The sequence below is a fragment of the Winogradskyella sp. PC D3.3 genome, from assembly GCF_054366245.1.
This window is the reverse complement of record NZ_CM135962.1, coordinates 4,198,693-4,212,977: the sequence shown is the minus strand read 5'-3', so window position 1 is coordinate 4,212,977 and position 14,285 is coordinate 4,198,693. Positions and strand designations below refer to the sequence as shown.

General features: G+C 31.1%; 12 protein-coding genes. 2 read left to right on the top strand and 10 right to left on the bottom strand.

Annotated features, from left to right (window positions below; genetic code table 11):
* Positions 1-68: 68 nt before the first annotated feature.
* On the top strand, positions 69-2,501 hold the full coding sequence (locus tag ACXGSQ_RS18715) for a helix-turn-helix domain-containing protein (RefSeq protein ID WP_458627632.1): 2,433 nt from the start codon (positions 69-71) through the stop codon (positions 2,499-2,501).
* 126 nt (positions 2,502-2,627) lie between these two features.
* On the opposite strand, the gene ACXGSQ_RS18710 is transcribed toward ACXGSQ_RS18715, so the two are convergent.
* The 10 genes from ACXGSQ_RS18710 to ACXGSQ_RS18665 all read right to left on the bottom strand — a co-directional run bounded on the left by ACXGSQ_RS18710 (position 2,628) and on the right by ACXGSQ_RS18665 (position 13,114).
* On the bottom strand, positions 2,628-3,629 hold the full coding sequence (locus ACXGSQ_RS18710; protein ID WP_458627631.1) for a T9SS type A sorting domain-containing protein: 1,002 nt from the start codon (positions 3,627-3,629) through the stop codon (positions 2,628-2,630).
* A gap of 2 nt (positions 3,630-3,631) precedes the next feature.
* Positions 3,632-4,672 carry a right-handed parallel beta-helix repeat-containing protein gene (locus tag ACXGSQ_RS18705; protein ID WP_458627630.1) on the bottom strand — a complete coding sequence of 347 codons (1,041 nt, stop codon included), beginning with the start codon at positions 4,670-4,672 and terminating at the stop codon, positions 3,632-3,634.
* A gap of 94 nt (positions 4,673-4,766) precedes the next feature.
* On the bottom strand, positions 4,767-5,327 hold the full coding sequence (locus ACXGSQ_RS18700; protein WP_458627629.1) for a hypothetical protein: 561 nt from the start codon (positions 5,325-5,327) through the stop codon (positions 4,767-4,769).
* A gap of 10 nt (positions 5,328-5,337) precedes the next feature.
* Positions 5,338-5,850: an outer membrane protein gene (locus ACXGSQ_RS18695; protein WP_458627628.1), complete on the bottom strand. Its 513-nt coding sequence runs from the start codon at positions 5,848-5,850 to the stop codon at positions 5,338-5,340.
* Between the two features lie 49 nt (positions 5,851-5,899).
* Positions 5,900-6,454 carry a hypothetical protein gene (locus ACXGSQ_RS18690; protein ID WP_458627627.1) on the bottom strand — a complete coding sequence of 185 codons (555 nt, stop codon included), beginning with the start codon at positions 6,452-6,454 and terminating at the stop codon, positions 5,900-5,902.
* Between the two features lie 160 nt (positions 6,455-6,614).
* The gene (locus ACXGSQ_RS18685) at positions 6,615-6,956 is read right to left on the bottom strand and encodes a DUF4870 domain-containing protein (protein ID WP_458627626.1); all 342 of its coding nucleotides are present in this window, start codon (positions 6,954-6,956) and stop codon (positions 6,615-6,617) included.
* 339 nt (positions 6,957-7,295) lie between these two features.
* A complete protein-coding gene (locus ACXGSQ_RS18680) occupies positions 7,296-7,565 on the bottom strand; it encodes a hypothetical protein (RefSeq protein ID WP_458627625.1) in 270 nt (89 codons plus the stop codon).
* Entirely contained in the window at positions 7,562-7,711 is a 150-nt protein-coding gene (locus ACXGSQ_RS18675) for a hypothetical protein (RefSeq protein WP_458627624.1), read from the bottom strand. Before ACXGSQ_RS18675 ends, ACXGSQ_RS18680 begins: the two co-directional genes overlap by 4 nt.
* A gap of 162 nt (positions 7,712-7,873) precedes the next feature.
* Entirely contained in the window at positions 7,874-11,749 is a 3,876-nt protein-coding gene (locus tag ACXGSQ_RS18670) for a two-component regulator propeller domain-containing protein (protein ID WP_458627623.1), read from the bottom strand.
* A 222-nt stretch (positions 11,750-11,971) separates the two neighbouring features.
* A complete protein-coding gene (locus ACXGSQ_RS18665; protein ID WP_458627622.1) occupies positions 11,972-13,114 on the bottom strand; it encodes an acyl-CoA dehydrogenase in 1,143 nt (380 codons plus the stop codon).
* Between the two features lie 91 nt (positions 13,115-13,205).
* Between ACXGSQ_RS18665 and ACXGSQ_RS18660 the strand changes: the two genes are divergently transcribed.
* Entirely contained in the window at positions 13,206-14,279 is a 1,074-nt protein-coding gene (locus tag ACXGSQ_RS18660) for an anhydro-N-acetylmuramic acid kinase (protein WP_458627621.1), read from the top strand.
* The last annotated feature ends 6 nt before the right edge of the window (positions 14,280-14,285 follow it).

Sequence of the window (14,285 nt, the reverse complement as noted above, 5' to 3'; positions counted from 1 at the left end):
TTAATAAATTCAATAATTCAATCAATTAACCTTTTTTATTATCTTCATTCTTTATTTGGAATTGAATTATGAAAGAAAACTTAGAATTAGATTTAGCTTGGAAGTTTGTAAACAATACCAATAGAAATGTCTTTTTAACAGGAAAAGCTGGTACTGGTAAAACGACTTTTTTACATAAATTAAAGCTACAGGGAAATAAACGAATGGTCATAGTTGCCCCGACAGGAGTAGCTGCCATTAATGCTAAGGGGGTTACAATTCATTCTTTTTTTCAAATGCCGTTTGGACCTATTTTACCTAATGATGAAATGTCCTCATCAAGTTTCAAACGAAAATTCAGTAAAACTAAAATAGCTATAATTAAGTCTTTAGATTTATTGGTCATTGACGAGATTAGTATGGTTAGAGCTGATTTACTAGATGGTATAGATAAAACCTTAAGACGCTACAAGGATAGGAATAAAGTATTTGGCGGCGTACAGTTGTTAATGATTGGTGATTTACAACAATTGTCTCCAGTGATAAAGGATCATGAGTGGAGACTTCTACAGCCCTTCTATAAGAATGCATTCTTTTTTAGTAGTATATCTTACCAAAATTGTAATCCTATTACTATAGAACTAAAACATATTTATAGACAAGAAAATCCGCTGTTTATTAATATTTTGAATGAAATCAGGAATAATAATTTAAGCATTGCTTTAGCTGAAGAATTAAATAAACGATTTTTACCGGATTTTGAACCCAATGAAGATGATGGCTATGTATCCCTAACCACACATAATAATAAAGCACGACAAACTAATTTGGTAGAGTTAGATAAGTTAAAAGGCAAAACATGGACATATAAAGCCATTATTGAAGGGAATTTTCCAGAGCATTCTTTTCCTAATAAAGAAACATTAGAGTTAAAAGTTGGAGCACAGGTTATGTTTATTAAAAATGATAGTTCTCAAGAGAAACGATACTTTAATGGTAAAATAGGAAAGGTGCTATTATTAGAAAAGGATGAAGTTATTGTACACTGTCCGGATGACGATTTTAATATTACTACAAAATTAGAAACTTGGGAAAATATAAAATATACTGTTGATGCTGATACCAAAGCCATCTCTGAAGATAAAATAGGTAGTTTTACACAAATTCCATTGCGCTTAGCTTGGTCTATTACAATTCATAAAAGTCAGGGATTAACTTTTGAAAAAGCAATTATTGATGCTCAGGGAGCTTTTGCTCACGGACAAACTTATGTGGCATTGAGTCGTTGTAAATCATTAGAAGGTTTGGTTTTAAAAAGTAAAATTGAATCGAATCAAATAATTAGTGATTATAATGTTATTGAATTTAATAAGAAGGCAGAAGAAAATCAACCTAATGATTCTATTTTATTGGAATCAAAACGTAATTATCAATTAGATTTAATTTCAGAAGTATTCAATTTTTATGGCTTTATCTATCCTGCTAATCGTGTTTTAGATATTTATTATAAAAACAGAGGTAGTATTGAAGGTACAATAGAAGCACCGATTATTACTATTAAAGATAGTGTAACAAATCTTCTTAAAATAAGTAATGGTTTTAAATCACAATTACAAACTTTAGTCAATCTTAAAGACATTCCTGAGCTGAGCGAAGTGGTGCAACAACGGTTTAAAAAAGCCTTGGGTTATTTTAAAGATCAAACGACTTTAACTATAGAAGCCCCTTTAAAAGAGTTAAATTTTTCTACTGATAACAAAGCCATTCAAAAAGATATTGATAAGCAATTAGATACTTTAGAGGAACTATTAGAAACTAAGCTTTCTTACTTTGAAGGTTTAACTGATGGTTTCAATACAGATACATTTTTAAGCTTAAGAGCAAAATCAGTATTCTTAGGTAAAGAAAAGCCAAAAAAACAGCGTAAAACAATTATAGATGGTACAACTAATGTTGAACTGTTTGAATTATTACGAGAATTAAGAAATCAAATTGCTAAACGTGAAGGCTTAGTTCATTTTCAAATTTTTACACAAAAATCGTTATATGCCATGTGTGAATTATTACCAACTTCTAAACAAGAATTGAAAGAGGTTCATGGTATGGGTAAAACGAGAATTGAAAAATATGGATCAGACATATTAAAAGTTATAACGGATTATTGTAATGAAAATGATATTGAAACTTCTAATGATCATTCTGTATTTGATGAATTAAAACCTAAAAAACGAAAAGGGGATACCAAGAAGATATCTTTAGATTTATTTAAATCGGGAAAATCAATTGATCAAATTGCCTTAGAACGTGAATTAAATTCTAATACTATATTTGGACATCTAGCGGATTTTATTGCTTCAGGTGAAGTGAAAATTACGGATTTAATGTCTTCAACACATTATAAAGAATTAAAAGCGATTATCCCAACACTTACTTTCGAAAACCTTTCAGATTTAAAACATCAAATAGATGATAAATATTCTTATGGAGAATTACGATTGGTCCTTCAAGAATTAAAATCATAAATATTACACTTTTCTAGGTTATAGGTTAATGATAGTAATAAAGGTGCTATGTCTAGATTTCACTCAATGGCATAAAAAAAGCTTCGATAGCGAAGCTTTTTTTGAAAGGCTACTAACTCTTTAACTCTATGATTTAATGATTTTAGCAACAGAACGTTTATTAGTGTTTTGTTCTATTATGTGGAGTAAATATATCCCTTTAGGATAATTTGAAAAGTCCATTTTTTCAAGTCCACTATTCGTTGTTGTATGAATGAGTTTTTTTCCATGCATATCAAACAGTTGTAATGAATAGTTTACATCTGTATGAAATTGAACATTTAATATCGTATGTGTTGGGTTAGGAAAAACCTTAAAATTTGTATGGTCTAAATTCTCTACCGATAAACTACTGTCTACATTAAAGAGTTCAAATATGTAAGCAGACCAGTTATTATCCATATTCTTTACTCTAAGATATAAATAATGATTGCCATCGGTCATATCTTCAGGAACGGGTATGGCTAAAGTTTCATTAATTGTAAAACCTTCGGTTATTGGAATTGATATACCATTACCAATTCCTGGATCAGTATCAAAAAAGTATTCTGCAGCTGTTATAGGTGATGAAACAACATTAGAGATGGTTTGAATATAAAAGTAATCTCTGTAGAACAAACTCCAATTATTGTTTAAATCTTTTACGCGTATATGTAACACATGCAAGCCATTATCGAGACCTGCAGTTGGAATATTAAAGGTGTCATTGAGTGTTTGATCAGGTGTAATAGATAAGGAAGTGCCATTGCCAACACCAGGATCGGTATCGATAAAGTATTCAGCTTCACTTAAGTTTGAGCCTACAGGAGGAATTTCTATAGTATGTATGTAAAAATAATCACGATAATACATACTCCATATATCGTTAGTACCTTTAACTCGGATATGGAGTACATGCAATCCATTACTTAATCCATTGGTTGGTATACTAAAGTTTGAACTAATAGTATTGCCAGACGTAACTGCTAATGCATTGGCATTCCCAACACCAGGATCTAGATCTATAAAATATTCGGCATCTGTAATCTGGCTCCAGCCATTACAAAATGCGCCTATAGTGCAAATCAGGATGAGTAAAATACGTTTCATGACTATTGTTTTTGTGTTGCAGTAAAGTCTACATTAAGTGTTTGTCCTGGAGCAACAACACTATTTGTAATGGTGATACTTTCCGCATATGGAGTAAGATTAGGTCTTCCATTGGGATCAAACGCAAAGTTATTTCCATAAAGACCTATATCTGTTCCATCGCTTCCTGCATTGATTCCTGGTGATCCACTATCTAAATTAAAGTCGTTACTATAAAAATCTGTTACAGATTCCATTGGCACGTTTTCAAATAAGGGATTGGTATTATCTAAATTATTGCTTCCTGATAACGGACTAATAGTAGCACCGTAATAGCTGTAGGTTATATTACTTACAAATGTTATTGTAGAACTGTATATACCTATTTCTGTTAGAGTCCCTGTAGATAAGAAAATATTGTTATTTACTAAAGGATTAGAGCAATAAGAAAAAAATGTTTCAGTACTTAGTGTGGTAAGAAATATATTATTTGTAACGATTGAAGTATTATTGAGATTAGTAATGGAACCTCTTAAAAAATTATTCTTTATTTGCCAATTGCTAGTCCCGTTTTGGGCGTTTACATTTGTGCTAGTACTTGAAAAATAATTGCCTTCAATAATCCACCCATCACTAAGGTTATCAGTAGTAGATCCGGTAACATTAGATCTAATATGATTGTTAATAATGTGCATATTGGTTTGATCGGGACTAGTACTAGATGTACCGCACTTTATATTGTTAATTGATAAACCTTTTATTTGTGAACCAGCTGAATTATTAATAAACGTAATGGTATTAAGGCTAGCGATTTCGCCTCCAGTAACATCAGAGTTGTGACCAAGCCCCATAATAGTGAGCGTTTTATCAATAGTTATAGACTCATAAGAATTAGGAGAAGGGTGCACTTGAATTATATCTCCTGTACTAGCTGCATTTATAGCAGTTTGCAAATCTGTAAATTGGGCTCCAGATTGATCTCGGTTGTCAACGGTGTGAATTGTTTGGGAAAAGCCAAATAGATTCAGTAACGTGCATAAAATAGTAATTTTTAAAGTTTTCATAATATGTATTTATTTAATTAATAAATGTGTGATATGTTTTTTTTAAGTCGGGTTAAAAGTGTCTTTTTAGTTGTGTATTTGTTTTTATAAAGTGTCAATTGTTGCTGTACGCATTATACTCAAACGCTCCATCTACAATGTAAGTTTCCTCAATTTCATCGCCATTGATATTGACTTTATCCACAGCAATTCCTTGGAAAGATCCCTTTATACTAGTAACATAAATATCATTATGTTCAATTTGCAGAACTTCTACAGAAATAGATTTGGCTTCTAGACCTAATTCTAAATCATTAAATCCAAAAAGTAAATCAAAATCTGTATGGCCATCTAATACTTCAGTCAAACCTGTTCTTGCAGGAATACTTAATGATGCATTAATAGATTGATTGCTATCGTTATAAACGATTACGGCCTTCTTTAAGGTTTGAGAATTGCTCTCAGGAAAAATATTGGCTACAGCAATTACACTTGGATCATTGATATTATCAGTCACAATATTGAACGTATCGTTTACTTGGTTACCTGTGACACTGTAATTGATATAAATAAGTTGTTGTGGAGTATCATTAGAATCATCATTATTTTTACTGCAAGACATCGTAACTAATGATAAGAGCAATAAGCGTTTTATAGCAGGCCATATGAGTTTCATAATCTGTGATTTATAAATTGAACTTTACACCTGCAGCTATAACGAGTTGGCCACCATCAATAATTACGTATTTTATTTCTGCAAAAGGAGTAATGTTACTACCAATATTTATGTTGGTACCGGCACCTAAGTTGAGTCCAACACGACCATCACTTGCTGAATAATCTTCACCAAAAATCGAATCATTCTCATATTTTACATTAACACTTGAATAGTTAAGCCCTGCAATTCCATAGACATCAATATGATCTTCATTTAAAAAATAATAATTGGCATTAGCATTAACTTCAAACCAGTTAATTTTTATACCATATTCATCTTTAGGAAAATAATAAATAAAGGAAGGTGAAATGGTTAAGTTCTCAACTATTGGAAACTCAGCATTGGCACCTATACCAATATTTTCAATTTCGCTACCATAAGCCAAAAAGCCTCCGATTTTTGTTTCGGTTTGCGCGAATGTGTTCATAGAAAATACGATGTAAATAAGAGTTGTGGTAATAATTAAATTGATTGTTTTCATGATTTATAGGTTTTAGTTTCTTTATATTTTTAAATATTTGTTAGTATGTTTAGTTATTGATTTCAAATTCCCCATTGATTTGATGTACATCTGACTCGACTAAATTATTTCTATAGAATGTCCCTGTAAACGTCCCTTTACAATGGGTAACACTACTTCCATTTATTTCTAATTCGGAAATAATTACACTCACTGATTTTACAATGTAATTGTCTTCTAATGATGATAATATGATGCTTATATCAAAATCATTAGCACCACCTTGATAAGAAAAATTGTATGTTCCTGTTGCCGTAGGCGCAACCAATAAAAAGTTTGAATCTGTATATGATTTACCAATATAGACTTGAATTTGATCTTCGGAAATATCAGGGTCTTCATCAGCATTAAGGAAGTAACCAAAAGTATTAAATTCATCATCAGCCCCAGTATCTCTAAATTCATAATTTCCATTGGTAATAGATCCAGAAATATTAAAATTAGCATAGGATATAGAATCATTGTTAGGGGTTTCATCATTAGCGCTATCATCATCACTACAAGTGAATAGGGATACACATAAAAGTAATATGAACATGGTTTTTAGTTTTAATAGATTTTTCATTGTATGTTTTATTTAAAGTTGTCTTTGATTTTTTTTGAAATTTCTTTTAAGATTATTACTGTTATACTCATGGTTATTTTAGAATTTTAAACTTTGAGTTTATACATGTACAATTCTAAAGAGGCTGAAAATCGATGTTGTGATTTCATTTTAAGTGTTATTATAAATTGTTAAACCATTTAATATAATTTGTACCTAAGAGGGGAACAGGTTTTTCTTTTTCGTTAATGGCATTTATAAATCCCATAATCCACATATAGAGCAAAATAAATATGCCTATAATATTAATAAGCCAACCTATAATAGGTACTAGCCCAATGATGCCTAAAGCAAGACCTGTTATGGCTAAGCCTAAGGATTGGGTAATATGATATTTTGCAAAATCATCTTTTTTATCATTGTTCATTACAAAAGCAATGATGAGTCCTATAATGGTTAAATAGGCAATGATGGCAATTGTTTTACCTTCTGAAGATGTCGTTTTTGTTTTTGCTGATTCCATAAAATTTGTTGTTTTAAAAATGTAATATTTGGGTTTCTTGAGATTGAAAAATTATTTTTATTCTAGAATTAATTCATTTTGTCAGATTTCAAAAAAACAGCGTCTAGGGCAACATGCATTGCAACATTTGAAGCGTTAGTTCTGTTGTAGGCTGTAGTTGTGGTCAGATTCGTATTGTTGCGGATCATGATTAAGCCATAGACGCCAATTGTTACCATAAATTTTAATTGAGATGTCATGTTTTAAAGTTTTTATTATTTGTGGTAAATTGAAATTGTTAAAGCAGCTTCCTTTATTTAGGGTTTGAACTTTAGCTTAAGAGGTGGTACAAGTCATCCATCAATTTAAATCTTCGATGTTGGCTTCATTATTTAGCTCAACTAAAGGAAAATGTGGTCTTAAAAAATTGTATGTATACTTTTTGATCAGTACATGTTCGGGGATAGCAATAGTATGCTGTCGTTTTGTGTCGGCATAATTTTTACCTTTAGAATATGTTTTAAATACTATAAAGTGATTTTTGTGAGCTAAATTTTTATCTGATGCACTTCCAATAGAAATAAATAGCGACGAAAATAAAATGAGAATTTGTTTGTAAATGGTGTTCATGTTTTATTAATTTTTATCGATTTAATAATCTTGTCATTAAGCATAATATTTATGATATAGTGGCCTTGCTTTAAATGGTCAACACTTACATAAATGTTTTGTATACTGTTTTGCGTGTCGTCTAATTCTTCTTGATCTAGCATCATATTATATTAGCTTTTTGATAAGACGATTTTATTAGGGGATACAATACAATAGGGAGCTTGTATTATTTGATGGTAAAATTAGATAGCTAAGGAAAATAGTGATGTCAACTATGTAACAAAGTGTGTCAATTATGTAACATTCCTTAGTTAGAGCGTCGATTTTTAATTTTGAGAGGTGTATTCTGCAGGAGTAATTTTATAAACGTCTTTAAAACATTTAATAAAATAAGAAGGTGTATTAAAACCAACCATATATGCAATTTCAGATATGGTTTGGTTCGAATTCTTAATGAGTTTAATGGCCAATTTTAAGCGTTCGTTACGTATAAACTCTGTTGTAGATAATCCAGTAATGGCTTTTAGTTTTCTGTGAAGTTGCATTCTACTCATTAGCATTTTTTTTGCTAATGCCGTTGACGAAAATGAAGCGTCTGTTATATGTTCGTTTAAAACCTTGTTTAATTTGGTTAAAAACTCTTGATCAATAGGAGTGGCTATGACTTCGTTTAATTCAAAATTACTACTATATCGTTTTTGAAGTTTTTGTCTAAGCTCTATCAGTTTTTCAACGCGTATTTTAAGTTTATTGCTATTAAAGGGTTTTACAACATAGTCGTCAGCACCAGTTTGTAACCCCTTTATTTCGTTGGCGTCTCCGCTTTTAGCGGTTAATATAATAATTGGAATATGACTAGTTTTGCTATTATTCTTAAGCGTATTACAAAGTGCAATGCCATCTACCTTTGGCATCATAAGGTCACTAATTATAACATCTGGAATATACTTAATGGCTTTTGAAATGCCTATTTCACCATTTTCAGCTTCTAGTATGGTGTAATCGTTTTTAAAAATTGAACTTATAAACGCTCTAATATCGTGATCATCTTCTACAATAAGAAGTATGGATTTATCTTCTGTTTTTGATATTGTTTTTAATTTGGAATCGGTCGTTGTTTTTGTAACAATTTCGGGTTTAGTGCTATGTTGTTCGTCTTCATGTATTTCAGAAGCACTATAAAAAGAGCGCTCTATGGGTAAGGTTAAAGTAAATTGAATTTCATCCGTATTCATAGTATGAGCTATGATATTGCCATGCGATAAAATGGACAATTCTTTTACCAATGACAGTCCAATCCCCATGCCATCTGTATTTTTGCTGTTTTGATAATATCTTTGGAACAACTTACCAAGTTCTTTATTAGAAATAGTGTTTCCGTTATTAATTACGGTAATAATAAGTTGTCCATTTTTTTCTATAGCCTCAAAATGTATTTTACCATTTATAGGGGTGTATTTTATAGCATTAGAAAGTAGATTGGATGTGATTTTTTCTATAATATCAGCATCAAACCAAGCATTTTCAATCGTTTGAATATGAGAGCTGAAATGTATGGACTTGTCTTTCGATTTAAATTCAAAAGCAGCAATAATTTGTTTTAATAGTGAAGAAAGATCACCTTTAGAAACGACTAGCTTTAGATTGCCAGCCTCTAGTTTTGATAGATCCAACATTTGATTCACTAAATTTAATAGGCGTTTTGAATTGTTTTGGACCAATGTCAATTCTTTTTTGTCTTCTTCAGAAATGTTTGGTTTTGCTAACTGCTTTTCTATAGGACCAGAAATTAATGTAAGTGGAGTACGAAATTCATGTGAAATGTTAGTGTAAATACGGGTTTTAAATTCATCTAGCTTTTTTAAGCGTTCAGTTTCGTTATTTTTATATTGTAATTCCATCTTCATGTGCCATCGCCATTTTAAATACGTGTAAAGGAAAAATAAAGTGATTAGAAAAGCGAGAACATAGCCGATTATAGCAACTTTGCTTAAATACCAAGGTTGTTTTATTGTAAATGAATAAGTGGCAGGTGTAGTATTCCAAATACCATCGTAATTGCTAGATATTACTTTAAAAGTATAGTCATTAGCAGGTAAGTTGGTGTAGTGTGCTGTGTTGTTATTTCCGGCATCAATCCATTCCGTATCATAATTCACTAATTGGTATTTATATAGGTTTCTAGATGGTTGTGAAAAATGTAAACTCGAAAACGTAAATGTTACAGTATTCTTATTGAATTTAAAGGCTGCATTTTGGTTTAACGGCTGTTCTTCAGAATAGACTTCAAATTTTGTAATTATTGTTTTTGGTTTGATAGCGTTGAAAGTGATGTGGTTGGGGTTTAACCAATTAAGTCCTTCGAGGCCACCAAAATAAAGATTGCCACTAGTATCTTTATAATAAGCTCCGGTGTTAAATTCTAAAGCCTGCAAGCCATCATCATTGCTGAAATTTTTAAATTTATTTTCATTTTTATTAGTAAATTTACTTATCCCATAATTCGTGCTTAACCATAAATTATCGTCGTTATCAGGCAGTATACCATAAATCACATTATTAGGTAAACCATCTGTTTTTGTAAACGTTTGCACCGATTTGTTTACCGTATTATATTTTATTAAGCCTTTGCCATTTGTGCCAATCCACAGGATATTGTTGTGATAATACAACGATTTAATATTACTGGTTATGCTTTTAATATTGGTTATTTCACCTGTTGTTATATTTAATTTATACAGGCCATTATTTTCACTACCTATCCACAAATCGTCATATTTTCCTTTAACAACAGTTTTAATATCATTTGTGTTTAGTAAAGAGTTAGTGGTGTTAAATTGTTTTACAATACCTTTATTTATATCAAAGAGCACAATGCCATGACGTTCAGTGCAAAGCCAACTTTGTTGATCGTTTTCTTTAACAATTCTCCAAATAGTAAAATTAGAGATTTCCGGAAATGTCTTGTAACTTCCTAAAGGATCTATAATATTAAGACCAAATCCTTGATGCCCAATCCAAAGGTTATCGTTGTTGTGTAATAAGCTGATAATTCTATCACTTACTAAAGGTAAGTTTTTGGTTGTAAACGTTTTAAAATGGTTTGCTTTAAAATTGATATATGTAAGTCCTTTTCCAGAGGTACCAATCCATAAATTATCATTTTTATCGGTACTGATACTTCTTACCACATCCACATTTACAGATTTAGGTAGTTGCTTGTTAGTAAGTACATTAAATTTAATGAGATGCTCATCGTAATAGTTGGCACCAGCACCATCAGTCCCTAGCCAAATAATATCGGTAATATCTTTATATAAACACAATACATCATTATACTGTATAGCAAAAGGATTTTCCTTATTTGCCTTAAAATTTATAAGATGAGGGCCATCTAAAATATAAGCGCCATTGCCATACGTCGCAATCCATAGCCTATTTTTTGAATCGATTAGAAGGTCCTCAATATTTAAATCTTGTGGTAAATCTTTATGCTTGTATTTTACAAATGAAGTTTTATTTGCAGCTTTGAAATAGAGACCTTGACCATAAGTTCCTAACCAAATATTACCGTTGTGTCCTTTTACTATAGTACTGAAGTTAGCATAATTATGTGTTTCAATTTGAAGAGGTTTGTACGGTTTGTCCTTTTCAAGTTCAAAAACAGAACCTGAAGTTGTTACAAGTAATGATGCCTTGGTTTCAACCAAATCATATACAGTTCTATGTTTGTCAATTGTATTAAAAACTTGAAGCGTATCTTTAGTTTTATAATCAATTTTATATAATCCTTCTCCGTAAGTACCAATAAAGGTGTTTAAGTTTTTGTCTTGAAATATAACACTGACATTTTTGATATTTTTAATTTTAATAAAATCATCTGTTTGTGTATTGTAGAGTTCGAGACGACCAGATTTTGTGATAATCCATAATTGATTTTGTTTGTCTATATAAATCTTACCTAATCTACTAAAGGTTGGTCTCGTAATATCCTCAAACTGTTTGTCGTAGTGTTTAAAACTTCGACCATTATATTTATTTAAACCATCTTGTGTGGCAAGCCATAAATAGCCAATACTATCTTGCGCAATACTTATAACGCTGCTTTGAGATAATCCTTCATTTATGGTTAAACTATTAAATGAGAAAGGCTTTTCGTTTACAGATTCTTGAGCATTTGCTATAAATAGACAAGAACTCAATAAACAAATAGTGAGGCAGATATTAACTATTTTGTAATACAAGGAAGCCATAAATTAATTTATAGTTTCTAAACATTAATAAAATAGGGGGTTTTTAGGGAGTTTATTCAAAGTGCTAATATATAGAATTTTAGTTTCATATTACAATTTAAGAATAAGCATAAAAAAAACCCATCATATCGTTTGATGGGTTTTAACATTAAATATTTTAAAGCTATAAGGTTAGTCCTTTATAATTCCTCTAGAGATCACAATTTTCTGTATTTCTGAAGTGCCTTCATAAATTTGAGTAATTTTTGCATCACGCATTAAACGTTCTACATGGTATTCTTTTACGAATCCATTTCCTCCATGAATTTGAACCGCTTCAACAGTGTGTTCCATAGCGACTTTACTCGCATAGAGTTTAGCCATGGCGCTAGACATATCATAGTTATTACCCTGATCTTTATCCCAAGCAGCTTTCATTACTAACATTCTAGCCGCTTCAATTTCAGTATGCATATCAGCTAACTTAAACGCTATGGCTTGGTGGTTACAAATTTCAGTACCAAAAGCTTTACGCTCTTTAGAATACTTTAAAGCTAATTCATAAGCTCCAGCAGCAATACCTAAGGCTTGTGCAGCAATACCAATTCGTCCGCCAGAAAGTGTTTTCATAGCAAATCTAAAACCAAAACCATCATCACCTATTCTATTTTCTTTTGGAACTTTTACATCATTAAATTGTAAAGTATGTGTATCACTTCCTCTAATTCCTAATTTATCTTCTTTTGGTCCAATATGAAAACCAGGCATTCCTTTTTCAAGAATAAAGGCATTTATACCATGAGAGCCTTTATGCTTGTCTGTTTGAGCTATTACTAAATAGACTTCGGCACGTCCACCGTTTGTAATCCAGTTTTTTGTTCCATTTAAAATGTAATGGTCACCTTTATCTATAGCTGTTGTTTTTTGAGATGTAGCATCACTACCAGCTTCAGGTTCACTTAAACAAAACGCTCCGATGCATTCACCAGTCGCTAATTTTGTTAGATATTTTTCTTTTTGAGCTTCATTGCCATACGCTTCTAATCCATAACAAACCAATGAATTATTTACAGAAACCATAACAGAAGCAGACGCATCCACTTTAGATAACTCTTCCATAATAAGGACATAAGAAATTGCATCCATGCCACTTCCTCCATATTTAGGATCAACCATAATGCCTAAAAACCCTAATTCTCCCATTTTTCGTACCAAGCTGTCCGGAAAAGTTTGTGTATTATCGCGCTCTATAACACCAGGAAGCAATTCTGTTTGTGCAAAATCTCGTGCAGCGTCACGAATCATTAAATGTTCTTCTGTTAAGTTAAAGTCCATATATTATAAATATTATTGATTTCTTAAAAATTTGATGCAAAGATAATTTTTTATTGCGGTATTTTCAATAAGGAATATTATTTTTACTCATATGACAAAATCTGTTTACAACGTTATTGGAGTAATGTCCGGAACTTCTCTCGATGGTATAGACCTTATATATGCAACTTATAAGGTGGATGACTGTTGGGATTTTAAAATTCACGCTGCTGAAACAATAAAGTATTCAAGTGAATGGAAGACCATATTAAGCCAATTGGTAAATCAATCCATGGAACAATTACAGGCTATTGATTTGGATTATTCTAAATATTTAGCAAGCGTCATTTTAGATTTTATCAAGTCGCATAAAATTAAAGGTATCGATTTTATTGCATCGCATGGGCATACCGCTTTACATCAACCAGAAGAAGGGTTAACATACCAAATTGGTAATCTGCAAGTTTTAGCTGAACTCGTAAATGAAAACGTCATCTGTGATTTTAGAGTTGAAGACGTTCAGTTAGGTGGACAAGGGGCGCCCTTGGTACCAATTGGTGACCGTTTACTATTTAATGATTTTGATTATTGTTTAAATTTAGGTGGCTTTGCTAATATTTCTTTTGAAGCTAACACGGAAAGAATCGCTTATGATATCTGTCCTGTAAATATTGTATTGAATCATTATGTGTCTAAATTAAATCTAGAATATGATGATAAAGGACAATTAGCGTCAAAAGGAATTGTAAATGAAACCTTATTATTACAACTAAATGCACTTCACTATTATAATGAAGCTCCTCCTAAGTCATTAGGTTTAGAATGGGTGGAATTAAAGGTTCTTCCGATAATAGAATCTTTTCAACTTAATATTGAAGATATATTGAGAACCTATGTTGAACATGTTGCCATTCAAATATCGAAAGTTTTAGTTGAAAAAAATACTAGAGTTTTGATTACAGGCGGAGGTGTTTATAATGATTTTTTAATAGAACGACTACACCATTTTTCAAGTGTTCAAATTGTAATCCCTCAAAATGATATTATAGAATTTAAAGAAGCTCTGATTTTTGGATTACTCGGAGTACTTAAATATAGGAATGAAATCAATTGCTTAAAAAGCGTGACTGGAGCAAAACAAAATCATTCTTCAGGAAAAATATTAATTCCGAAAAATAAGATTTAATTAACC